The 22,720-nt window shown below is 61.1% G+C and carries 17 protein-coding genes and 1 pseudogene; 7 read left to right on the top strand and 11 right to left on the bottom strand.

The genetic code is table 11. From position 1 onward, the window contains the following. The first annotated feature begins 14 nt into the window (after positions 1-14). Together ACZ9H3_RS03260 and ACZ9H3_RS03255 are read left to right on the top strand one after the other, a co-directional pair. Positions 15-929: a LysR family transcriptional regulator gene (locus ACZ9H3_RS03260; RefSeq protein WP_099774556.1), complete on the top strand. Its 915-nt coding sequence runs from the start codon at positions 15-17 to the stop codon at positions 927-929. Between the two features lie 245 nt (positions 930-1,174). Further along, positions 1,175-1,366, top strand: a complete 192-nt coding sequence (locus ACZ9H3_RS03255) for a PNPOx family protein (protein WP_177442403.1) — start codon at positions 1,175-1,177, stop codon at positions 1,364-1,366. 30 nt (positions 1,367-1,396) lie between these two features. Here the strand turns inward: ACZ9H3_RS03255 and ACZ9H3_RS03250 are convergent, their stop codons facing one another. From ACZ9H3_RS03250 to ACZ9H3_RS03225, 6 genes are all read right to left on the bottom strand, one after another. Then, positions 1,397-1,756 carry an ArsR/SmtB family transcription factor gene (locus ACZ9H3_RS03250; RefSeq protein ID WP_065758978.1) on the bottom strand — a complete coding sequence of 120 codons (360 nt, stop codon included), beginning with the start codon at positions 1,754-1,756 and terminating at the stop codon, positions 1,397-1,399. A 385-nt stretch (positions 1,757-2,141) separates the two neighbouring features. Next, complete coding sequence (locus tag ACZ9H3_RS03245) at positions 2,142-3,581, bottom strand: efflux transporter outer membrane subunit (protein WP_454241400.1); 1,440 nt, start codon at positions 3,579-3,581, stop codon at positions 2,142-2,144. A 4-nt stretch (positions 3,582-3,585) separates the two neighbouring features. Then, a complete protein-coding gene (locus tag ACZ9H3_RS03240) occupies positions 3,586-6,672 on the bottom strand; it encodes a MexW/MexI family multidrug efflux RND transporter permease subunit (protein ID WP_476219554.1) in 3,087 nt (1,028 codons plus the stop codon). A 9-nt stretch (positions 6,673-6,681) separates the two neighbouring features. Beyond that, complete coding sequence (locus ACZ9H3_RS03235; RefSeq protein ID WP_065758975.1) at positions 6,682-7,767, bottom strand: efflux RND transporter periplasmic adaptor subunit; 1,086 nt, start codon at positions 7,765-7,767, stop codon at positions 6,682-6,684. 3 nt (positions 7,768-7,770) lie between these two features. Next, positions 7,771-8,256, bottom strand: coding sequence for a hypothetical protein (locus ACZ9H3_RS03230; RefSeq protein WP_476219551.1), 486 nt, complete (start codon positions 8,254-8,256; stop codon positions 7,771-7,773). A gap of 133 nt (positions 8,257-8,389) precedes the next feature. Further along, entirely contained in the window at positions 8,390-8,572 is a 183-nt protein-coding gene (locus tag ACZ9H3_RS03225; protein WP_476219549.1) for a tautomerase family protein, read from the bottom strand. Here ACZ9H3_RS03225 and ACZ9H3_RS03220 point away from each other — a divergent pair. Both ACZ9H3_RS03220 and ACZ9H3_RS03215 read left to right on the top strand, forming a co-directional pair. Then, positions 8,559-9,167: an LLM class flavin-dependent oxidoreductase gene (locus ACZ9H3_RS03220; protein ID WP_476219547.1), complete on the top strand. Its 609-nt coding sequence runs from the start codon at positions 8,559-8,561 to the stop codon at positions 9,165-9,167. The two genes, ACZ9H3_RS03225 and ACZ9H3_RS03220, sit on opposite strands and share 14 nt — an antisense overlap. Positions 9,168-9,452: 285 nt before the next feature. Beyond that, positions 9,453-10,137, top strand: a pseudogene (locus ACZ9H3_RS03215) (Fic family protein); the annotation flags it as partial. Positions 10,138-10,199: 62 nt separating this feature from the next. On the opposite strand, the gene ACZ9H3_RS03210 reads toward ACZ9H3_RS03215, so the two are convergent. The 4 genes from ACZ9H3_RS03210 to feaR all read right to left on the bottom strand — a co-directional run bounded on the left by ACZ9H3_RS03210 (position 10,200) and on the right by feaR (position 16,603). After that, the gene (locus ACZ9H3_RS03210) at positions 10,200-12,221 is read right to left on the bottom strand and encodes a TonB-dependent receptor family protein (RefSeq protein ID WP_476219545.1); all 2,022 of its coding nucleotides are present in this window, start codon (positions 12,219-12,221) and stop codon (positions 10,200-10,202) included. Between the two features lie 204 nt (positions 12,222-12,425). Further along, the gene (locus ACZ9H3_RS03205; RefSeq protein WP_065758969.1) at positions 12,426-13,286 is read right to left on the bottom strand and encodes a transporter; all 861 of its coding nucleotides are present in this window, start codon (positions 13,284-13,286) and stop codon (positions 12,426-12,428) included. A 94-nt stretch (positions 13,287-13,380) separates the two neighbouring features. Then, positions 13,381-15,492, bottom strand: coding sequence for a PQQ-dependent dehydrogenase, methanol/ethanol family (locus ACZ9H3_RS03200; RefSeq protein ID WP_330522695.1), 2,112 nt, complete (start codon positions 15,490-15,492; stop codon positions 13,381-13,383). Positions 15,493-15,670: 178 nt separating this feature from the next. Next, positions 15,671-16,603 carry a transcriptional regulator FeaR gene (gene feaR, locus ACZ9H3_RS03195; RefSeq protein ID WP_330522696.1) on the bottom strand — a complete coding sequence of 311 codons (933 nt, stop codon included), beginning with the start codon at positions 16,601-16,603 and terminating at the stop codon, positions 15,671-15,673. Between the two features lie 436 nt (positions 16,604-17,039). Between feaR and ACZ9H3_RS03190 the strand changes: the two genes are divergently transcribed. Further along, entirely contained in the window at positions 17,040-19,463 is a 2,424-nt protein-coding gene (locus tag ACZ9H3_RS03190) for a glucose/quinate/shikimate family membrane-bound PQQ-dependent dehydrogenase (RefSeq protein ID WP_330522697.1), read from the top strand. A gap of 158 nt (positions 19,464-19,621) precedes the next feature. On the opposite strand, the gene ACZ9H3_RS03185 is transcribed toward ACZ9H3_RS03190, so the two are convergent. Then, positions 19,622-20,437: a LysR family transcriptional regulator gene (locus ACZ9H3_RS03185; protein WP_476219541.1), complete on the bottom strand. Its 816-nt coding sequence runs from the start codon at positions 20,435-20,437 to the stop codon at positions 19,622-19,624. A 123-nt stretch (positions 20,438-20,560) separates the two neighbouring features. Here ACZ9H3_RS03185 and ACZ9H3_RS03180 point away from each other — a divergent pair, with 123 nt between their 5' ends. Further along, a complete protein-coding gene (locus ACZ9H3_RS03180; RefSeq protein WP_476219539.1) occupies positions 20,561-21,295 on the top strand; it encodes an SDR family oxidoreductase in 735 nt (244 codons plus the stop codon). A 174-nt stretch (positions 21,296-21,469) separates the two neighbouring features. Beyond that, complete coding sequence (mexE, locus tag ACZ9H3_RS03175; protein WP_330522710.1) at positions 21,470-22,711, top strand: multidrug efflux RND transporter periplasmic adaptor subunit MexE; 1,242 nt, start codon at positions 21,470-21,472, stop codon at positions 22,709-22,711. Positions 22,712-22,720: the final 9 nt, after the last annotated feature.

The following is a 22,720-nucleotide window of genomic DNA, read 5'->3' as shown; positions in this document are numbered from 1 at the left end:
AGTGAAGCAAAGCGATGAACCGTAACGACCTGCGCCGCGTCGACCTGAACCTGCTGATCGTCTTCGAAACCCTGATGCATGAACGCAGCGTGACCCGTGCAGCGGAGAAACTGTTCCTCGGCCAGCCGGCCATCAGTGCCGCACTGTCGCGCCTGCGCACGCTGTTCGACGATCCGCTGTTCGTCCGCACCGGTCGTAGCATGGAGCCATCGGCGCGTGCGGTAGAGATCTTCGCCCTGCTCTCCCCCGCGCTGGACTCCATCTCCACTGCCGTCAGCCGTGCGGCCGACTTTGACCCCGCCACCAGCACCGCGGTCTTTCGCATCGGCCTCTCCGACGACGCCGAGTTTGCCCTGCTGCCGCAACTGCTCAAACGCATTCGCGCCGAAGCCCCGGGTATCGTACTGGTCGTGCGGCGGGTGAACTACATTCTGATGCCGGCCTTGCTCGCCTCGGGCGAGATCTCGGTGGGTGTGAGTTACACCAGTGACCTACCAGCAAATGCCAAGCGCAAGGTACTGCGGCGCAGCAAGCCCAAGCTGCTGCGGGCCGACAGCATGCCGGGCAGCCTCAGCCTGGACGACTTCTGCTGCCGGCCCCATGCACTGGTGTCGTTCGCCGGTGACCTGAGTGGCTTTATCGACGAAGAACTCGCCAAACTCGACCGCAAGCGCCATGTCGTACTGGCCGTGCCACAGTTCAATGGCCTGGGTAGCCTGCTGACCGGCACCGACATCCTGGCCATCGTGCCCGACTACACCGCCGAAGTGCTGACCGCTGCAGGCGGCTTGCGCGCCGAAGAACTGCCGATCGACGTCCGCAGCTTTGAGCTGCACATGGCCTGGCGCGGCGCTCAGGACAACGACCCGGGTGAACGCTGGCTGCGTTCGCGGATTCAGATGTTCTTTGGGGATCCGGATAGCCTTTGACGCTTGCGACAAACCTGTGGGGCCTTATTCATAGGTCGGCCCTGCATCCGCCCGTTCAAGTTCACCATGCTGGCTCTTCTGCCGCGCCATCAGACCAGCCAGTATCGGCTGCTCCAGCAACCACTGCACGATCGCCTGGCTGCCTTCGCTGGTTGATGAAACGCCATGAATGCCATGGCCCGACTCGGCAGCGCCGTCTCGACCATCAGCACCTGTCGGGAATTTTCGCCAATAAACACCTAGATATGAAACAGCGTTTCCTCGCCACCAAGTGGTCCACCGGCCGCAGTGACGCACCAACGATGGACGAGGCAATGGTGGGCTTCGACTGCCGGATCAACGAAATCCGCGGCGCGGGCAGCCACAGCATCCTCTACCCAGTCACTAGGCCAGTCTTGCATGGGCCTGCTGGCACACCGCTCAAGCTGGCGATCTGAGCCAGGGGCGCCCCCAGGAAGGAAGGCGACTCAGCCTTCCTCCAAACGTGCTTCGTTGTCGCGAATGACCTGCACGGTCTGCGGGTCATTCGCAACGGCTTCGAGCAGAGAGCTCAACAGCCCGGGGAAACGGCTCTCCAGGTCTTCGCGGCGAATCGACAGCAGGTTCTCGCGACCATAAGGGCGTTGCCAGATCACACCGCTGTCACGCAGGACACGCCAATGGTGGGTCATGGTCGATTTCGATGCCCCCTTGAGAATGCGCCCACAAGGGTGTTCCTCACCATCGGAAAGTACCTTCAGCACGGTCAGGCGCAACGGATTGCCAAGTGCTGTCAGGACGTTTTCCAGGCGGATCTGTTCAATGCTGGGGTGGTTGGCAGTGTACATGCGATACCTCAATAACCTTACAAGGATCACCGCGTACTGAAGCATGGAAGCGCGTCGGCACAGCGGTTTCCTCGTATTGAACAGGTACGATTCCATGTCGCGCCCTTGGGGGAAAGCAATCTCCCATTGACCTCGGGCCGTCAGCCTATGGCTGTCTGCATCTGGAATCGCGACTGTTTGTTAGTACGAGCAATGTAGGACTATACACCAGTTTTGCAGCGCTCCGTGAGCCAGACACGGCAAACGTGCTACCGGATGCCCTTGAGGCGCAACCCATTGGGCCTTGCAAAACAAAGGGTTGAAAACCATGTGGGGCGGATAAAGGGATTGTTTCAAGGTGTAAAGCCGGCGCCAGAATGCAACCCTGGCGCCGGAAGACGGGCATCTACTGAACGTTCACTGACTCGGGCTGGTAACCACCGCCCAGTGCCGTCACCAGGCCCACTGCCGAGTCAATCTGCTTGCTGCTCAACAGGGCAAGACGCAGTTCGTCCTCAATCAATTGCTCCTCGATATTGAGCGAATCGAGGAAGTTGTTTTCCCCGACTTCAAACCGCTCTACAGCCAGGTCGAAGGACGACTGGGCCGTATCGCGCGCAGTACGCTGCAGGCCGATCTGCCGGTTGACGGCCTGCAATTCGGTCACCGACGTCGCGACCTGGTGCAACGCCGTGTTCAACGTGGCGTTGTAGCGGGCGATCGCCAGGTCCAGGTCGGCGTTGCTCTGTTTGAGGTCGGCACGCAGGCGACCGGCATCGAACAACGGCACGGTCACGGTTGGCGTGATGTTCCAGAACCGGCTGACGGTGTCGTTGAAACTGTCGCCAGACATGGCATGGATACCGCCTGCGGCACGCAGGTTGATGTTGGGATAGAAACGGGTCTTCACCGAGGCCACCGTGCGAGACTCGGCCTCAACCCGCCAGCGGGCCGCGACGATGTCTGGACGCCGCCCAAGCAGTTCGGCAGGCAGGCTCTCCGGCAGCGCCGCCTCGGTGCTTTTCAGCGGCTTGGGCCGGACGATGTCGCGGGCACCGTCAACGCCCGCGCCGAGCAGGGCCGATAGCTGCAGGCGGGCAATTTCCACATCGCTGCGCGCCCCCAGCAGGCTCGCCTCGGCGCGCGCCACCAGGCCATCGACCCGCTGCAGCTGGGACTTGTTGTCCAAACCGTTATGGAAGCGGTCACCGGTCAGGCTCTGCAGGTTGCGCAAACGCTTGAGATCACGCTCGCTCAGGTCGACCACGTCCCAGGCATAGGTCAGCTGGTTGTAGGCCTTGACCACGTTGGCGGCCAGCAGCAAGCGCGCCGACTGCAGCTCGACCTCCGCGGCCCGGGCCTGGTTGACCGAAGCCTCCCAGGCACTGCGCTTACCGCCCCACAAGTCAAGGTCGTAGTCGAAGGTCACGCCCAGGCTGCGCACACTGACATAGCGATTGCCCTGTCCGGCGAAGTCCTCGCTGCGCGACAGCCGCGAGCGGGACACACCACCTGCGGCATCGACCTGTGGAGCACGGTCGGCGTCGTAGTATTCCTGGTAGGCGTTGGCCTTGTCGGCCCTCGCCCGCACTTCCTGCAATCCGGGGTTGCTCGCCCAGGCCTTGGCCACCAGACGGTCGAGCTGGGCATCGGCATACTGCTGCCACCAATTGTCGGTCGGCCAGGGCGCGGCTGGCAGCCGCGCGTCGGCCAGGGACGCCGAAGGCGCTCCCTCGGGGGTCAGCAGGGTCTGACGATGGTCGATGCCGGCGTAGTTCACGCAACCACCCATTACCACCAGGGCCGCCAGCGACAGCGGCCGTGCACATCGTGTCATTTTCAACATTGGATTATCCCCGCGCCGCGGCATCGATGACCTGGCCGTCGTGCTCCGCGACGGGCAGCACCTTTGGCTGCCTGCCAGTGCTCAACAGGCTGTAGACCGTCGGCAGGATGAAAAGCGTGAACAAGGTGCCGATCAACATGCCGACGACAATCACAAGGCCCAAGCCGAAGCGGCTGTTGGCACCCGCGCCGGTGGCGAAGATCAACGGTGCGAGCCCCACCACCATGGCCGCAGTGGTCATCAGGATTGGCCGCAGGCGCACCTCGGCCGCATGCCGGATCGCCTCCAGCTTGCCCATGCCGTGCTGCATCTGCAGTTCGTTGGCGAACGCTACCATCAGGATGCCGTGCTTGCTGATCAGCCCTATGAGCGTGATCAGGCCGATCTGCGTGTAGATGTTCAGCGAGGTGTAGCCCAGCGCCAGCGGCAGCAGCGCCCCGCAGATCGACAATGGCACACTGATCAGGATGATGAACGGGTCGATGAAGCTTTCGTACTGGACTGCCAGCACCAGGTAGATGATGACCAGGGCGAAGGCGAAGGTCAGCACCAAGGTGTTGCCCTCCTGCACATATTGCCGGGTATCGGACTGCCAGTCGTAGGTGTAGCCAGCCGGGAACTGCCTGGCCTGCTCGCTCAGGAAGGCCACGGCGTCGCCCAGGGTCACGCCTGGCATCGGGATGGCCTGGAAGGTCGCGGCATTCTGCTGGTTGAACTGCGGACGCAGGTTCGGCTCGACTTTGACCTGGATGGTAGCCAGGGTCGACAGCGGCACCAGATTGCCATGCTGGTCCTTGACGTAGTAGCGATTGAGCGCCTCGGGGGTCAGGCGGTCCTGGGGCACCGACTGGGGAATCACATCGTAGGAACGGCCATGGTAGGCGAACCGGTTGACGTACTTCTCGCCGATCAGGCTGTTGAGCGTCCTGCCGATGTCGCTCATGCGGATACCCATGGCATTGGCCTTGGCCCTGTCGACCTGAACCTCGACCACCGGGTTGTTGAAGTCAAGGTCGCTGTCGACCACAGCGAACAGGCCGCTACTGCGAGCACTGGCCTTGAGCTTGTCCATTACGTCGAACAGTAATTGGTAGTCCTGGTCGCTGCGCACCACCATCTGTACCGGCAGGCCACCTGTGGAACCTGGCAGCGGCGGCATCTGGAAGACGAAGATGCTGGTGCCTTCGATCTGGCTCACCCGTTGCTGTAGCAGTGGCTGGATCTGATTGGCACTGCGCTCGCGCTTGTCCCAATCCACCAGGTTGATGCCGCCGACACTATTGGACAAGCCGTCGGTACCGTTGGCCACCCAGTCGCTGTAGCCTTCGGGGAATTCCTGGAACACCTCGTGGAGCTTCTGGGAAAACGCCTCGACATAATTGATGTTGGCATGCTGCGGCGCCTTGATCGCGGTCAGCAGGATGTTCTGATCTTCCAGCGGGGCCAGTTCGCTCTGCGCCGACTTGTACAGCACTGGCAGGCTGAAGAAGATCACCAGGGCGATGGCCAGGCTGATCCAGCGCATGGACAACGACATGCCCAGAAACTTGCCATAACGCTCGGCCAGCCAACTGAAGAAAGCCTCGGCCCTGCGCGCCATGTAGCCTTCGCTCGACTTGGCATCGAGCAGGCGGGTGCTCATGATCGGCGACAGCGTGAGGGCGACGATGCCTGATACCACCACCGAGCCGGCCAGGGTCAGCGCGAACTCCTTGAACAGCGTCCCGGTCAGCCCCCCCATCAGACCGATAGGCGCATACACCGCCGCCAAGGTGAAGGTCATCGCCACCACCGGGCCGGCCACCTCACGGGCGCCGAGCAAGGCCGCCTCGAACGGTGTCTTGCCTTCTTCGATGTGACGGTGAACGTTCTCCACCACCACGATGGCGTCATCCACCACCAGGCCGATCGCCAACACCATCGCCAGCAAGGTCAGCAGATTCAGGCTGAAACCGAACATCTGCATCAGCACCGCTGCACCCAGCATCGACAGCGGAATGGTCACCAGGGGAATCAGCACGGTGCGGAAGGTGCCCAGGCACAGGTAGATGACCAGGACCACGATCACCAGTGCCTCGACCAGGGTATGGGTCACCTCGTCGATGGACGACTGGATGAAATGCGCCACCTCGAACGGGATCTGCACCCTGACGCCTGGCGGCAGGGTCTTCTCGATTTCGGGGATCAGTGCCTTGACCGCGTTGACGATGGTCAGTGGGTTGCCGGTGGGAGCCGCGTCGAGGCCCAGGAACATCGCCGGGACCGCGCTCATCGCACCGCTGGTGTCGAACGACGCGGCGTTCAGCTCCACGGTACCGACATCGCGCACCCGTATGATGTTGCCGTTGTCGTTGCGCAGGACCATGTCCTTGAAGTCGTCGACGCTGCTCAGGTCGGTGTTGACCCGCAGGTTGCTGACCACATACAGGCCCTTGACCTGGCCGGGCGCGGCCTGGAAGTTGTTTTCCTTGATCGCATCCGCCACGTCCTGGCCCGTGATGCCGTAGCCGGCCAGCAAGTCCGGGTCAAGCCACAGGCGCATGGACAGGGTCTGCCCGCCCAGCACGTTGATCTTGGCGACACCATCGATCCCCGAGAACATCGGCTCGACCACTCGCGAGATGTAGTCGGCCACTTCGGGCATCGACAGCTGCTCGCTGGAAAACGCCACGTAGGCGACACTGGTGAAGCCGCCCGAGGTGCGCTCGATCACCGGGTCATAAGCTTCTTCGGGCAGCTTGTAACGGATCTGGTTGACCTTGGCCATCACCTCAGTCAGAGCATTGATCGAGTTGCTGTTGAGCTGCATGCGCACGGTCACCAGGCTCTTTCCCTGGGTAGAGGTGGACGACAGGTAGTCGATGCCTTCGACCGAGGCCACGGCCTGGCTGATCGGTTGCGTCACGAAGCCTTGCATCAGCTCCGACGAGGCGCCGGGGTACTGGGTAGTGATAGTGATGGTAGAGGTTTCCAGCATCGGGTACTGACGCACCGGAAGCTTGCTGAAAGCCATGATCCCGAACAGCAGGATCAACGTGCTGACCACCAGCGCCAGCACAGGGCGGCGCAGGAAAATATCAGTGAAATGCATGATCGCTCCTCAGCGCTGGACGTTCAGTCGCACCGTGTCGGTCACGGGCTCAATGGCAACGCCGTCCTGCAGTTTGATCTGCCCGGACGTCACCACCTCTTCACCGGCCTGCAACCCCTTGAGCACCACCGCCAAGCCATCGCGACGCTCGCCGATGCTGATGTTCTTGCGCCGCACCTTCTTCTGGCCATTTTCCTCGTAGGTGACGAAGACGCTCTCGCCATAGGCGTTGTAGGTGATCGCGGTCTCCGGCACGACCAGCTCGTCCTTGCCCGGCAGTTGCACCTTCACCTTGGCATACATGCCCGGGCGCAGCTTGTCCTGATGGTCCTTGAGCAGCGCCTGGACACGAATCACATGGGAATTGTTGACCTGCGGATCGATGGCGCTGACCACGCCTTCGAACGTCATGCCGCCCCAGGCATCGACCGCCACTTCCACGGCCTGCCCCTTGACGATGCTGGCACTGTCACGCTCGGACACGGTGAAGTTGACCCGCAGCCCGTTGAGGTCGGTGAGCGTGGCCAACGGTCGGCCAGCCTGGACGTAGTCGCCCAGGTGAACCTGGCGGATGCCCAGCTCGCCGGAGAATGGTGCCCGGATGGTCTTCTGCGCGATCTGCGCCTGGATGTTCTCCAGGTTGCCCTTGGCCGCATCGAACTGCGCCCGTGCGCTGTCCAGCGCCCGCTGGCTCTCGGCACCATTGCGCGCCAGCGCCTGCAGCCGTGCGTAATGGGTCTTGGCGGCCTCGAACTCGCCACGCAGGCGGGTGAGCTCACCCTCCTCCGGCGAAGTGTTGAGCCTGACCACCACATTGCCCGCCTTGACCCGGTCGCCCGAGTCGAAGGCCAGCGCCACCACCTGCCCACTGACCTCGGCCGACAGCAGCACCTGCTGGCGAGCCTCGATCTGGCCGATGGCGACCTGGTAATAGGTGTACGGCACTTGTCTGACCAGAGCCAGTGCCGCGGGTACCAGTGCAGGGGCGGGCGCCGGTTCCTCTCCGTGAGCCATGTAACGCAGCGTCAAGCCGCCCAGCACAGCAAGCGTGACCACCGACGCCGTTACCTTCCCTAGATAGTGTTTCGCCCGCATGACTTACTCCCTGTCGCCTCTGGTGGCGACCGCCTGGAAATTCAACATTTGAAAAACTCCAACCTGCATCTGCACTGGCCCGACCGTGTTAACGGCATGCTCGCTGAGCATCGACCCGGCTAGCCCGACCCGCACGTTCAGGCCATCGCCATCGGCCTGCTGGACGTAGGTGTTGGTGATGCGGCACTCGCTGCGCGGCATGAAAAACATCCGTACCTGAGGCCACGAGACCGAGGTATCCAGCGCGGCCAGGCGCTGTACGATCTGCGAAATGACGCGGATATCCCGTTGCTGGCCACCAAAGTCCTTGCTCACGCACAGACGGGAAAAGCCCAGCTTGCACAGCTCGGCAATGACTTTGGGATGGGCTTCACCTTGTTCTTCGGCGTAATCGCGATACAGCCGAATCAGCGGCCGAACCGCCTCGATACGCGCTACCCATTCCTCGGCCTCAGCAGGCAGGTCACGCCACTGCATCACTGTCCTCATGTTCAGCTCCCTGCTGGGGTGAGATGAATCCTGGAGGTCCGTATCGACATCGAACGATACGACTGTACGCACATTAACGTACTATTTCAATGTAGTCGTACAATCTTTCTGTAATAAGCCGCATGTATGGCCTTCAGCGCTCGTCGAAAGGGATCCCGCCCCTGGCCTTGTCGCCAGGCTGCGCCTTGACGATCTGCACCATGTGCTCGCGGGCAGTTTCGAATCTGCTGGCAACGTAGTCAGTGCCCGAACGCAGCAATTTATTCTTCTGCTGCTGGGAACGGGCAGCGGCTGCATAGGCGATGACTTCTGGCATCAAGGATCTCCTTGTCTGCTTACCCATGCTCTGGCGGGAGGAAAACATCGACCGGCATGGCTCGATCCGCACCCCAGAGATCGCCGAACAGGCGGCGCGCTACGGGGACGGTTTCTTTGCCAGCCATATCCTCTGGCCCAAGAGTCACTTCCAGCGCCTGGTCACCTTCTATCGCTCTCGCTACGCCTACTACGGCCATGGCACCCCTCAGGAGGCCATCGTCGGCCTTGGCGGGCACATCTACGTCAACCGCCAGTCGCAAGTTGCCCGCGAGCGTTTCCGCCCGTTCTTCGACAACGCGCCGGTGTACGGCCACGGCCCTTCGCTGGAAGAGTTCATGCGCGATACCCCTTTGTCAGTCGGCAGCCCTCAGGAAATCATCGACAAGACACTGACCTTCCGCGAGCAGTTCGGCGATTACCAGCGCCAGCTGTTCCTCTTCGACCATGCCGGTATCCCACTGCCTGAGGTACTGGAAATGCTCGAGCTATTCGGTAGCGAGGAGGGCGGCTTGCCGCTATGGATCAAAGGCCCGTTTCACCGGCTGAACGCCTGGTTGCAAGGCACACAGCCTCGGCATTTCAAGACTGGGTGAGTGCGTACCTACAGGCTTAAGCCCAACCTTGAGCACATGCTGGCATGTTGTGGCCCCAACACACCAAGTGCCACTAGGGCCTGGGCCTGACTTGAGGGCAAGTGTAGAGCGGGGCCTCTAGCGCGTTATCGTTTTCGGAAAAACTAGCAGATTCGTCATCAAATTTGAGTGATCGTTAGCGTTTTCGCGCCCAACAAATTACTGTTTTCACGTACCACCTTCTTCTGGCTATCATTTTCCAGCTCCCATTAAGGGATTCGACACTGCAGGTGGGTTTCAAGCCACTCGCCGGTCTTCGTCGCGCAAGCGACCATGCGCGAGCACATCGTGCACTACATTGCGCCGAAATTTGAGGTGCTGCCGCAACTGCTCGAAGGCCTGAAAGCGTTCGAGCTGGCAACGCGGGGCGCCGAGCCGCTGGCTCGAGCAGCGGCTATCGCTTTCGCTTTTGCATACATCCACCCCATGCGGGACGGCAATGGCCGGATCCAGCGCTTCCTGATCAATGACACCCTGATCCGCGATAACATGGTGCCGGATGGCGTGATTCTGCCAGTGTCGGCCACCATCACGAGCTCGATCGATTTCCGGACACGCTACGACCGTACGCTGGAGGTGTTTTCGCGGCCACTCATGCAACGATACGCAGCATCCTATCGATTTGACCGAACGCGTTCTTTACGCGGCACAGGTCTTTGCGCATACGGTCCGTACCGAAATGGCAGACGAGGCCCGTGTGCTGGTTATTTTCCAGCGTGCTCAGGAACGGCTCAAAGAGGTGCTGGAAATGCCGGATCAGGATGCGAGCCGGATCATTCGTTCTATCAAGGAGAACGGCTGGCAGGTATCTGGCAAGCTGAAAAAAGCGTATCCGCAACTGGACGACGCTCACCGGGCAGAACGTGTTGTGGAAGCCGTGCGCTCAGCATTCGAAGAACCGGACTCGGTTAAGGACCCGGACAGTCTTTGAGATCGGTTTCTAAATCAGCGGTACGCGTTCATGTACCGCAAGCTGAGCACTGCCCTCCCCACTCAGAACTGTACCTTCAGCCCTGCATAGAACGTCCGCCCTGGAGCAGGTTCGTAGTAACGACCAGCATTGTCATTGATCCGCAAGTTGTCGTAGTAACGCCGGTCCGTGAGGTTATCCAGCCCCACATAAGGCTCCAGATTTTTCGCCTTGCCCTTTAGTGACATACCGGCACGCAGGTTAACCACCGCATAGCCACCCACCCGTGCGGTGTTGGCGCTGTCCGCGTACTGGCGGTCGTAGGCCGAGGTGTTGATGCGTGCATACCAGTTGTCCCGGCTATAGCTCAGCTCACCAAACAGGCTCGTCACGGGGATGCCCGGCAGGTGCTTGCCATCGTAATTCTCGAAACTGCGGTAGCTGTAGTCATTGAGGCTGTAGGCGGTGGTCAGTTGCCAGTGCTCGTCGGGCTGCCAGCGCGCGCTCAGTTCCAGGCCGTCGCGGCGGGTGGAGCCGGCATTGCGGTAGAAGGTACGGCCATCGACATAAGGCACCAGCTCATCGCGTGTGTCGATGCGGTAGACCACCGCTTCGTAACGCCAGTGCGCGGTTTCGCTCTTCAGGCCGATTTCCTGGTTGAGGGCGTGGGCCGGCTCCAGGCTACTGTTGAAACCGCCTCCCGTGGGGTTCGCCAGTTCGCTGACAGTCGGGGTTTCGAAGGAGGTCGCAACGCGCGTGTAAAGGGTGTGGTGCTCGTCCAGACGGTAGCTGAGGCCAGCGCTGTAGTTAAGGTCGCGCAAGACCCGATCACCGGAGTCATCGCGGCCATCACTGAGGAAGTGATCGTCGATGCTCAGACGCACTTCGTCATGGCGCAGGCCGAGGCTGAGCATCCAGTTTTCGCCTAGCGCAGTCTGGTTTTCAATGAACAGTCCAAGGCTCTGGGCCTCTTCACGCTGACGTTGGGTCAGGGCACCTTTTTCGCCTCCGATGAGGTTGTTGTTGCGATCACGGTCGTCGCGCAGGGACTCCAGGTCCGCACCGAACGTCAGCGTATGGCTCAGGCCGAACCAGTCTGCGACATGGCTGTAGTGCGCGCCGACACCATCGAACAGTCGCTCGTAGCTCGTCTGCCCGTTGGCCGCCAACGGTAGGTGGTTGGTGAAGTCGCGCTGACCAACGTAGCTGCGTACCTGATACGTATCCTCGCCCACCGACTGGCCGTCCCAAACCAGCGACAGACGCTGCTGGGTGATGCGCTCGTCAGCGTCGAAGCTCAGGCTTTGCGGACGCGCCTGATGACGATCAGTACGAACCTGATCGAGCGTCAGACCACCGGGGTCTTCGGATCGATTGTCGAGGGCGTGCAAGGTCAGCGCCAAACGGCCGGTCTCACCCCACCAGCGCAGTTTGCCAGTGAGATTGTTGGCTTCGCTGGTAGCGTGATCACGATAGCCATCCACCTGGGTCGAGCTGACCGCCACCAAAGTGCCGAAGTTGCCTTCGGTGCCGCTGGCTTCGACGCTCCGCCAGCGATAGCCGGAGCTGCCAAAACCGAAGTTGCCGGATACGCTCGGATGGTCGCCCGGCTCGCGGGTGTTGATCGCCAGTACGCCACCGGCGCCGTTGCCATAGAGCACCGCGGCCGGGCCGCGGATGACTTCCATACGCTCCACCAGGCCGATATCGACGCCGTCGAGTTCAGTCTGGCCGTCGGGCATGGTCAGGGGAACGCCGTCCACCAGCACGCGGATGCCGCGCACGCCGAAACTGGAGCGCGAGCCGAAACCGCGGATCGCCGGCCGCAGGCCCTGGGCGGCGTTGTAGCGGCTCTGCACGACGACACCGGGCACGCTGGAAAGCATATTGCCGAGAGTCAACGCCTGCTCGCCACGGCTGTCAGCGGCATCTACGACGCTGGCCGACAGCGCGGTCTGCGCCCACTGGTCACCGGTGCGGGTAGCCGTGACGACTACCGGTTCGACTTCGACGGATGAGTCCGCCAGAGCGCCGGTGGTGGTCAGTAAAAGTGCGCCGAATGCATTACGGCGATGTGCGGCACGGTGCCGCTGGTTATTTTTCATGGGTTGTTCCACTTGGCAGCGCTGGACATTTTCCAACGTACCGGGGCGCCCTCTCTTGGGTTGGACGCTGTTTAAGGCAGACCATGCGCAAGCTCACAGGCACATGGCTATTAAGCAGGACTTAGAAGCGCAGGGTACGAAGGTTGGTCACTCGAAGGCAGGAAGTTGGGGCCGCCGTGCGGCCCGTTACCCCAGCGAGTCGGATCAATAGAAATACGCCAACCGAAACTGCAGCGAATTATCGATCTTCACCCCCTCACGCACCGAGGTGTCGTGCATCACCTGCCCCATCAACTGCAATTGCTTGTTGACCATGGTCGCCATGGTGAAACCGACAGTGCCATTGTTGTGGCTGGTGGCCAGGGTCTCGCCGTCGAGGGTTTCCCGTGCGCCCCAGTTGTGCCTGTAGCTGATGGCGGCATAGGTGTCAGGCGTGAAGTTGTAGCGCAGGTGATTGTGCAGCTGCAGCAGCGTGTCCTTTTTCGCGTCGGTAGAGCGCTGATCGTCATAGAACTCAGCTTCGGCGATCACATCCCAACTGATTTTGTCAGTCAGGCCCTTGATGTAGCCCACCTGGAAGTCCACGGCCCAGCGGTTGTTGCTGAGGGCAAAACCTTCGTTCTTGTCACTGCCGGTAGGCGCCGTGAAGAACACCGACCAGCCAAGGTGCTCGTTGTGTTCCAGATCGCCGATGGTCCACAAGGTGCCGCCGAAGGTGATGTCGCCCAGCCCTGACGTCTTGCTATGGCTAGCGCCGATATCCTGCTGGCCGAAGGGGATAACGATCTGTGGGTCCCAGGTATACCCGGTGCCGAAAAAGTCGGTGAAGTGGATCAGACGCAGAACGCCGACGGTCATGTCCAGGTCGAGGTCGTCGGCGACCTTCTTGCCGCCGGAGTAGACCTTGTCGCCGCGCGGGTTCTGCTGGTAAAGCACGACCACGTCGGTGCCCTTGGGCAGCGCCGTATAGTCACCCGGATCGGGCTTTACGTCGGCCAGCGCGGACAGGGAAATACCAAACACAGCCAGGCCGGTCGCCAGGGTCGAGGGACTGATGATCTTCATGGTGAACTCTCGTTGTTGTTTTTGTTGGCGTGAAGCGCCCCGGGCAGCCCCTTTTCAGGGGCCACCAAGGCTTTGGTTGGGTCGGCGGTGAGACTTAGTGCGCGGCAGTGGCCTTCAGGTCGGCCTGGAGGTCATGGGTGCGCTTGATCAGGTACTGACGGATCAGCTCCATGTCCTCGCGCTTGAGGATGTCGGAGAAGTTCGGCATGCCGCGATAGATCAGCGCGCCGCTGACGAACGCCGGGAAAGCCGCATGTTTGTCCTTGGTCAGGTAGCGCAGGTCCGGGACCACACCACCGCTGATGGCGTTGAGGCCATGGCAGCCGGCGCACAGGCCGTTGAACATACCGCGGGCCTGGACCAATTGCTCCGGCGTGGCGGTCAGTTTCAGGTCGACGTTGGGGAACACAGGTGCCTGACGCGGCGGCGGCAGTTCACCCTTGGCGCCCAGCTTGAAGGCGATGATCCGCGACTCTGGCTGCACCTTGCCCTTGTTAGTCAGCGGCCCAGTCAGCAACGGCAAAATACCGCCCCAGCCCACGGAGAACGCCACGTACTGGTCGTTGCCAACGGTGTAGGTAATGGGGCCAGCCATCACGCCGGAGTTGGCGCGGTGCTCCCAGAGTTTCTCGCCCTTGTCGGCGCTGTAAGCCACAACCCTTCCATCGGCGGTGCCTTGGAACACCAGGTTGCCGCCGGTGCTCAGGGTGCCGCCGTTGCCTGCACTGATGTACGCCTGCTTCCAGGCCGGCGCCTGCTTGACCGGGTCCCACGCGATCAACTCGCCGGTCCAGGCGTCGCGGATCTGGTTGAGGATCTTCGGGTCTTCCGGCAGGTCGGGCACGTCCAGACCGAAGTTCACTACCGACTTGTTCGGGACGAACACCGGCTCCTTGGCCGCCTTCAGCTCGGCCAGGGTGTGCTGGGCTGGAATGTACACATAACCGGTGTTGGGGTTATAGGACATTGGGTGCCAGTTGTGTCCACCGAGGAAGCTCGGTTGTACGACTTTCGGCTCCTTGGAGTAGTCCGCGGCGCCGGTCAGCACCGGACGACCCGTCTTCAGGTCAATCTCACTGGCCCAGTTCACCGGCACGTAGTTCTTCGCCGAGATCAGCTTGCCGTTGGTGCGGTCTAGCACATAGAAGAAGCCGTTCTTCGGCGCCTGCATCAACACCTTACGCACCTGGCCGTCAACCTTGATGTCGGCGAGAATCATGTGCTGGGTTGCGGTGTAGTCCCAACGGTCCTGCGGCGTGACCTGATAGTGCCAGACGTACTCGCCGGTGTCCGGGCGCAGGGCCAGGATCGACGAGACGAACAGGTTGTCGCCCTTGCCCTCGCTGCGGAACTGGTAGTTCCACGGCGAGCCGTTGCCGGTGCCAATGTACAGAAGGTCCAGCTCCGGGTCATAGGCCATGGAGTCCCAAGCCGTGCCGCCGCCGCCCCACTTTACCCAACTGTCGCCGGTCCAGGTTTTGAGGGCCATGGCCATCGCCGGGTTTTCCGGCGGCAGCTTCGGATCGCCCGGTACGGTGTAGAAGCGCCAGGCTTCCTTGCCAGTCTCGGCGTCGTAGGCGGTGACATATCCCCGCACGCCAAACTCGGCACCGCCGTTGCCAATCAACACCTTGCCTTTGACGATGCGCGGGGCGCCGGTGATGGAGTAGCTCTTGGAGCGATCGAGAATGGTGTCCACCGACCAGACTTCCTGACCCGTAGCCGCGTCGAGGGCGATCAGACGGCCGTCGAAGCTGCCGACGTAGACTTTACCGTTCCACACCGCGACACCGCGGTTGACCGGGCCGCAGCAGCCCTGGCTGAGGTTGGCTGGCGGCACTTTCGGATCGTACTTCCACAGAAGCTCACCGGTGGCCGCATTCATCGCATAGACGATGCTGAAGGCACCGGTGGTATACATCACCCCGTCAACCACCAAGGGCGTCGCTTCAGTACCGCTGTCGATATCCAGGCGAGTGGTCCAGGCCACGCCGAGCTGGCTGACGTTCTTGTCATTGACACCACTGAGCGGACTGTAGCGCTGTTCATCATAGGTACGACCGTGGCTCATCCAGTTGCCGGGTTCGAGATTGGCGTTGACAAGGCGTTTCGTATCGACCTGGGCAGGATGCGTGCTTTCCACAGCCGAGGCATGCAGGGAGGAAAGCAGCAATGGGAGACCCGCCAGCAGAAAGAGGGTTTTCATGTGTTTCTGACTCCAACGACACATTTATTGTTTTTATGAATCCACAGGGCAGACCGCCCCCGCGGGTCACGCAATAGCAGGGCTTGCGCTACGTAGAGGTATTAGAAGTTTTGCGGGAGGGCTGCGCTTGACTGTGGCCGCCAATTCAGTTGGCATTTTCTGCCAGTACCGACTGGGCTTACTTCTGGAACGCATGCGCCCGGTAATCACGGGGCGAGACTTCGAACTGACGCTTGAACGCCCGGCTGAAATGGGCAACATCGACAAAGCCCCACTTGAAGGCAATCTGGGTGATTGACTGACTGCGCAATGGCGGGCTGCACAGGTCATGGGCCACTTTACTCAGGCGGGTTCGGAGTATGTAGCGCGACACGCTTTCACCGTGCTCTTCAAACAGGCGATAAAGGCTGCGCACAGACGTGTGCAACTGATCGGCGAGATAGGCCGGGCCCAGATCTACATCATGCAAAGACTCATCCACCAGGCGCAGCGCAGTCAAATACAGATTACTGCTTTCCAGCGGATGCTCCTGCCTTTGCGCCTGGCCGGACATCGCCGGCAGCACCAGGCTGACCAGCGCACTCTGGATCGCCTGTCCATCGTCACCACTGGCGGCACCGTCGCCAAGCATGCCGATCGACTGCACCAGCGAACGCACCATGCGACTGGAAACGTTATTGCGCGACAGTTTGCCGAACAGGTTATCGCCCTTGAATTTGCAGGTGACGATGTCCCGGGGCAGATGCACCGAGACGTTCTCCACCAACCCCAGCGGCTCAATTTCGAACAGCCTCGCCGAGTCCACCAGTGCAATGTCCTCCGGCCCCAACTCCACCTCCATCCCGGCCTGACGGATCCGCTGGCGGCCGCTGCGCTGATAGATGAGGAAGCAGTGACTGTCATCACTGTCGATACCGATACGCTCACGACTGATCAAACTGGCATTAGTACGGATATGCGCCGTATCCAGCGCCCCAATCGCCTGGCTGTGGATTTCTCCGATGAAATGCCGGGTAAGGCTAGAAGGCAGCGTGCTGAAATTGCCGCAGATGCTGCGTAGGGACTGGCACCAGCGTTCGAATCCGATCTGCTCGCTTGATGACAGGAACATGGCGCCTCCAGGATCTATTTTTATTAACATATTATCTAAATTACTGAAGGGCAAGGTCTGGGGTGGTCGAATGGGTGCTTCGCACCCATGCTGAATGCTGCTCACGAGCCTGGAAGGCTCGCCTCAGAAAGAGACACGCAAGATTCGTGAGTACGTGGCGCTGGTGACCAAGTTCGGCTTTGACATCGACCTTTCTGGCAAATGACAACGTGTCGCAGCCACCCTCATTTTTTGATATCGTCACAAGACTAACTATTTAGTTCATAATTTTCGGGCTTTCATCGAACACATCGCCTTGAGCGGTTGTGTCAGCGGCGATGCGCAGGCGTTGGGACTCCCCAGCGACCGGCGCCCTGAAAACCAGGCCAAGCACTCTGGCCTCCACTACTCTAAAACTACTCCCACAAACGCTCATGCGTCAGAAGGATCATGCAACATGACTACGTCTCGACCTCCGGCATCCGCCGGTCGCTGGCTCATAGGGTTCGGCGCCTTTGGTGTGCTGGTATTCGGGTTACTCTTCGCAGCAGGTGGTGGATACCTCGCTACGCTTGGCGGCAGTTGGTACTTTCTGCTCGCTGGTCTCGGTTTGATCGTGTCCTCCATTCTGCTCTTCAAACAGCGCCTGTCGGGCGTCTGGCTGTTCGCGGCGGTGATGGTAATCACCGTGGTCTGGGCACTCGCCGATGCCGGTCTGAATTTCTGGCCACTGGTCTCTCGTTTGTTCGCTCTGGGCGTGCTGAGCCTACTGGTGGCGTTGGTCTACCCTACCCTGCGCAAGGCCAATGGCCTGGCCAGCGGCAGCGCTAGCTACGCCCCGAGCGGTGTTCTGGCGATCGCCTTGCTAGCCGGTTTCGCTGGCATGTTCGTCCCACACGCGCCTGTGGCGCCAACCGGTGACGGCCCTGGGCTGACCAAGGTCGACCCTGCCAAGGCCCAGAAAAACTGGGAACACTACGGTAACGACGAAGGGGGTGGCCGCTTCGCCGCGCTGGACCAGATCAACCGTGACAACGTTTCGAAGCTGGCGCCGGCCTGGACCTACCACACTGGAGACATGGCCATCAGTGATGGCAATGGCGCCGAAGACCAGATGACGCCGTTGCAGGTTGGCGACAAGGTGTTCATCTGCACCCCGCACAACAACGTCATTGCACTGGATGCCGACACCGGCAAACAACTGTGGAAAAACGAGATCAACGCCAAATCTGCTGTTTGGCAGCGCTGCCGCGGTCTCGCCTACTTCGATGCTACCGCTGCGGTCGCCCAGCCCACCGATGGCAGCACGCCGGTCAAGCCTGTATCGGTGCCGGCCGGTGCCGCTTGCCAACGCCGCCTGCTGACCAACACCATCGATGCGCGCCTGATCGCCGTGGACGCCGACACCGGCGAGTACTGCCAAGGCTTCGGCAAGAATGGCCAGGTTGACCTGAAAGTTGGTCTGGGCAATGTGCCTGACGCCTATTACCAGTTGTCCTCGGCGCCGCTGATGGCCGGGACCACGGTGGTAGTGGGCGGCCGTGTGGCCGACAACGTCCAGACCGACATGCCAGGCGGCGTGATCCGTGGCTTCGACGTGATCACCGGCGAAATGCGCTGGGCGTTCGACCCGGGCAACCCGCAAGACAAGCGAGCGCCGGCTGCCGGTAGCACCTACGTGCGCAGTACGCCTAACAGCTGGGCCCCGATGTCCTATGACCCGGCGATGAACACCGTCTTCCTGCCGATGGGCAGCTCCTCCACCGACATCTACGGTGTGGAGCGTACCGAGCTGAACCACAAGTACGGTGCTTCCGTTCTGGCGCTGAACGCGACCACTGGCGAAGAGAAGTGGGTCTACCAGACCGTCCACAATGACCTGTGGGACTTCGACCTGCCGATGCAGCCAAGCCTGATCGATTTCACCAAGGCTGACGGCAGTAAGGTCCCCGCCGTTGTGATCGGTACCAAAGCCGGCCAGATCTATGTACTGGACCGCCACACTGGCCAGCCGTTAACCAAGGTTGAAGAAGTTCCGGTCAAGGCGGCCAACATCCCGAACGAGCCTTACTCGCTGACCCAGCCGAAATCGGTAGGGATGCCGCAGATCGGCGCCCAGCACCTTTCGGAGTCGGACATGTGGGGAGCCACTCCATTTGACCAACTGCTGTGCCGTATCTCGTTCAAGAAAATGCGTTACGAGGGGCTGTACACCGCGCCTGGCACCGATGTGTCGCTGAGCTTCCCGGGCTCGCTGGGCGGGATGAACTGGGGCAGTATTTCGACCGATCCGGTACACGGTTTCATCTTCGTCAACGACATGCGTCTGGGCCTGTGGATCCAGATGATTCCACAACAGAAAGATGCCAAGGCCTCTTCCGGTGGTGAAGCCTTGAACACCGGCATGGGCGCGGTACCGCTCAAAGGCACGCCGTATGCGGTGAACAAGAACCGCTTCCTGTCGGTTGCCGGCATCCCTTGCCAGGCACCCCCCTTTGGGACCTTGACCGCCATCGACATGAAGAGCCAGAAAATCGCCTGGCAAGTACCGGTTGGCACCGTCCAGGACACAGGCCCATTGGGTATCAAGATGCACCTGCCTCTGCCGATCGGCATGCCGACGCTAGGTGGTACGCTGTCCACCCAGGGCGGACTGGTGTTCATTGCCGGCACTCAGGATTACTACCTGCGCGCCTTCAACTCGGCCACCGGTGAAGAAGCCTGGAAAGCCCGCCTGCCTGTAGGCAGTCAGGGTGGCCCAATGACCTACGTGTCGCCGAAGACGGGCAAGCAGTACATCGTCATCACCGCGGGTGGTGCGCGTCAGTCACCTGATCGCGGCGATTATGTGATGGCTTACGCGCTGCCTGACAGCAAGTAAACCTGTAATACGCGGAACCCGCTGTCGTCATATGCGGGTTTCAGCGTGTGTTTGTTGCCTGCACGCGCCTCTCTGGCCGCTGCCGAAGATTGCCTCTTCCTTGATGTTGCAAGCTCAAGGTCGACAGCACGGTCGAATTACTGGCTAACGCCCGGCGGTCAACGCATGGCATCACGCAGTTGCACCAACGCCGGGTTGTCCAGTGCCTGGGCCGAATAGCACAGGCCAATGCGGCGTTTGAGATCAAGCATGGGCAATGACCGTACGAGAACTTCAGGCTGCTCTTCGGCCAAGGACTTTGGTACCACCGCGATGCCCTGACCGGCAGCGACCAAGGCCAGTGCCAGCCTGAAGGAGCCGGCTTGGGCTTCAGGCGTGATGGCGCCTGCGCCATACAAGGGCAGCAAGCGCTGATGACTGGCATGGCCTGGGCATGTGATCCAGGCTGCCTGCTCCAGTGCAGGGTCGACGGTCGACTCACCTTCCGCCAGGCTGAAGTCCATAGGCAGCGCCAGCACATAAGGCTCGCTCCACAACGGCAAGAACAGTTCGTCTTCACAACGCAGTTCCTCGCTCGCCAGCCGAGCATCTCCTTCACAGCCCTCCAATAGCCCCAGTAACACGCCGGGAACGAGTTGACTCGCGCCGCGAATCAGCGCCTGAACGTAACACTGGGCTATGTCCTGCTCCACGCCGACCTGCAGCAGCACACGGTGACGCTTTTCTCGAAATTGTCGGGCCAGACTGTCGACATCCGCCACCATGCGTCTGGCCTGCGGGTAAAGCGCGCGAGCATCTTCGGTGACCTCCACCCCACGCGCCTGGCGCACAAACAATGGGGTACCCAAGGCTTCTTCCAACAGCTTGATGCTCGCGGAAAGTGCCGGCTGGCTGAGGTGAATACGCTGCGCAGCAACCGTGATGTTGCGCGCCTCAAAAACGGCGATAAAAGCGCGAAGCTGGCGGTAGTCCATTGCTTACCCATAACAAAAACCGATGGCAGGAAGAAGAATAATCCATTTTTCAGGCTTCCAAGAGACCCCTATAGTTTTGCTCACCTCAAGCCATCAAATATTTCGATCCCAGGAGCACCTTTCATGACGACTACCGGCAAGCCCCTCATTGTCATCACCGGCGCCAGTTCCGGTATTGGCCAAGCCACCGCCAGACTGCTCTCCCGTCGTGGACACCCGTTGTTACTGCTGGCTCGTCGCCTGGAACCCATGCTGGCACTGAACCTGCCTGACACCCTGGCGGTATCAGTGGATGTAACCCACCGCGCCGCGTTGCTCGACGCGGTCGCCCAGGCCGAGCAACAGTTCGGCCCGGTGGATGCCATCATCAACAATGCCGGAGTCATGCTGCTGGGCGATATCACCCGACAGGACCCATCGGAATGGGACCAGATGCTGGACATCAACGTACGTGGCCTGCTCAACGGTATCCTCGCCGTAGCCCGTGGCATGGTAGAGCGTAAACACGGCACCATCATCAACGTCAGCTCCGTCGCCGGGCGCAAAACCTTCTCCAACCACGTGGCCTACGTCGGCACCAAGTTCGCCGTCACAGGCCTTTCGGAAAACCTGCGTGAAGAGTTGGCCCCCCACAACGTCCGGGTCATCACCATTGAGCCAGGCGCGGTGGAAACCGAACTGCTCAGCCACACCACCGACGAAACCATAAAGACCGGTTACCACGCTTGGAAACAGGACATGGGTGGCGTGGTGCTCTCGGCCGACGACGTCGCCAATGCCATCGACTACGCCTATGGCCAGCCCCAAGGCGTGTGCATCCGCGAGATCGTTCTGGCAGCGACCCGCCAGCAGGCCTGATGCCCAACCACGCGCCCCTGGACGGGCCAGGCGACGCCTATCGCTGATACTGATGATAGGGATCCAACACCATCCATCATTCCCAGTGATAGTTACCTTCGCCTCGTTCGATTCGTTGTTGACCGCTCTAGCACGCAGAATTCGCCCACTTTCAATAATTGGCGGATTCTCTCCATGGAGCAGTCACTCAAACCCTTGCGTTATCCCCTCGCCGCTTTGGCACTTCTGGTCATGAGTGCCTGCGGCCGTACCCCTGAAGCCGTACAGGCACCCAGCGCGCCCACGGTCAGTGTGGCCAAGGTGCTGGAGCAGCCTGTCAATGAATGGGACGAATTCACCGGCCGGCTGGAAGCGCCGGAAACCGTAGAGGTTCGGCCTCGTGTCTCCGGGCAGATCGATCAGGTGGCCTTTACCGAAGGCGCTCAGGTGAAGAAAGGCGACCTGCTGTTCCAGATCGACCCGCGCCCGTTCCAGGCAGAAGTCCGCCGCCTTGAGGCACAACTGCAGCAAGCCCGTGCCACCGCTACCCGCAGCGCCAACGAAGCCGAACGTGGCGAGCGCCTGCGCAGCAGCAATGCGATTTCCGCCGAGCTGGCCGAGTCGCGCACCAGCGCCGCTGCCGAAGCACGCGCCGGCGTCGCGGCAATTCAGGCGCAACTGGACCTGGCCCGGTTGAACCTGAGCTTCACCCGCGTCACCGCGCCCATCAGCGGTCGCGTCAGCCGCGCCCAGTACACCGCAGGCAACATTGTCAGCGCCGATGTCACGCCGCTGACCAGTGTGGTCTCCACCGACAAGGTGTATGCCTACTTCGATGCCGACGAGCGGGTCTACCTCAAGTACAGCCAATTGGCCCGCGATGGTCAGCGTGGCCAGAGCACCCCGGTGTACCTCGGCCTGTCCAACGAACAGGGCAACCCACACCTGGGGCAGATGAACTTCGTCGACAACCAGGTCAACCCCAAGACCGGCACCATCCGCGGCCGTGCCGTGTTCGACAACCGCGACGGGCAATTCACCCCTGGGCTGTATGCACGCCTGAAGCTGGTCGGCAGTGCCACTTACTCCGCGGTATTGATCAACGACGAAGCCGTCGGTACCGACCTGGGCAAGAAGTTCGTGCTGGTGATGGACAAGGACAACAAGGCCGATTATCGCGCGGTCGAACTGGGACCGAAGCTGGAAGGCCTGCGCATCGTTCGTAGCGGCCTGAACAAGGACGAGCGCATCGTGGTCAAGGGCCTGCAGCGGGTTCGCCCTGGCTCGCCAGTCACCCCGCAGGACACACCGATGGCCAGCGAAGCGACCTTGGCCGCCCTCGCCCGGCAACGTCAGGCACTTGAAGCCAGCACCCAGGGCAAACCGATGGGCAACACCACGGTCAAGCTCGCCAGTAACCAGGCACCACGCGGTTAAGGGACACCA

The sequence above is a fragment of the Pseudomonas sp. TE3910 genome (assembly GCF_056279025.1).
The sequence above is the reverse complement of the archived record's forward strand: the minus strand, read 5'-3'. Positions and strand labels throughout refer to the sequence as shown.

Coding starts and splice junctions, on each gene's coding strand:
- ACZ9H3_RS03260 (WP_099774556.1), top strand. CDS start 15: ATGAACCGTAACGACCTGCGCCGCGTCGACCTGAACCTGCTGATCGTC.
- ACZ9H3_RS03255 (WP_177442403.1), top strand. CDS start 1,175: ATGAAACAGCGTTTCCTCGCCACCAAGTGGTCCACCGGCCGCAGTGAC.
- ACZ9H3_RS03250 (WP_065758978.1), bottom strand. CDS start 1,756: ATGTACACTGCCAACCACCCCAGCATTGAACAGATCCGCCTGGAAAAC.
- ACZ9H3_RS03245 (WP_454241400.1), bottom strand. CDS start 3,581: ATGTTGAAAATGACACGATGTGCACGGCCGCTGTCGCTGGCGGCCCTG.
- ACZ9H3_RS03240 (WP_476219554.1), bottom strand. CDS start 6,672: ATGCATTTCACTGATATTTTCCTGCGCCGCCCTGTGCTGGCGCTGGTG.
- ACZ9H3_RS03235 (WP_065758975.1), bottom strand. CDS start 7,767: ATGCGGGCGAAACACTATCTAGGGAAGGTAACGGCGTCGGTGGTCACG.
- ACZ9H3_RS03230 (WP_476219551.1), bottom strand. CDS start 8,256: ATGAGGACAGTGATGCAGTGGCGTGACCTGCCTGCTGAGGCCGAGGAA.
- ACZ9H3_RS03220 (WP_476219547.1), top strand. CDS start 8,559: ATGACTTCTGGCATCAAGGATCTCCTTGTCTGCTTACCCATGCTCTGG.
- ACZ9H3_RS03225 (WP_476219549.1), bottom strand. CDS start 8,572: ATGCCAGAAGTCATCGCCTATGCAGCCGCTGCCCGTTCCCAGCAGCAG.
- ACZ9H3_RS03210 (WP_476219545.1), bottom strand. CDS start 12,221: ATGAAAAATAACCAGCGGCACCGTGCCGCACATCGCCGTAATGCATTC.
- ACZ9H3_RS03205 (WP_065758969.1), bottom strand. CDS start 13,286: ATGAAGATCATCAGTCCCTCGACCCTGGCGACCGGCCTGGCTGTGTTT.
- ACZ9H3_RS03200 (WP_330522695.1), bottom strand. CDS start 15,492: ATGAAAACCCTCTTTCTGCTGGCGGGTCTCCCATTGCTGCTTTCCTCC.
- feaR (WP_330522696.1), bottom strand. CDS start 16,603: ATGTTCCTGTCATCAAGCGAGCAGATCGGATTCGAACGCTGGTGCCAG.
- ACZ9H3_RS03190 (WP_330522697.1), top strand. CDS start 17,040: ATGACTACGTCTCGACCTCCGGCATCCGCCGGTCGCTGGCTCATAGGG.
- ACZ9H3_RS03185 (WP_476219541.1), bottom strand. CDS start 20,437: ATGGACTACCGCCAGCTTCGCGCTTTTATCGCCGTTTTTGAGGCGCGC.
- ACZ9H3_RS03180 (WP_476219539.1), top strand. CDS start 20,561: ATGACGACTACCGGCAAGCCCCTCATTGTCATCACCGGCGCCAGTTCC.
- mexE (WP_330522710.1), top strand. CDS start 21,470: ATGGAGCAGTCACTCAAACCCTTGCGTTATCCCCTCGCCGCTTTGGCA.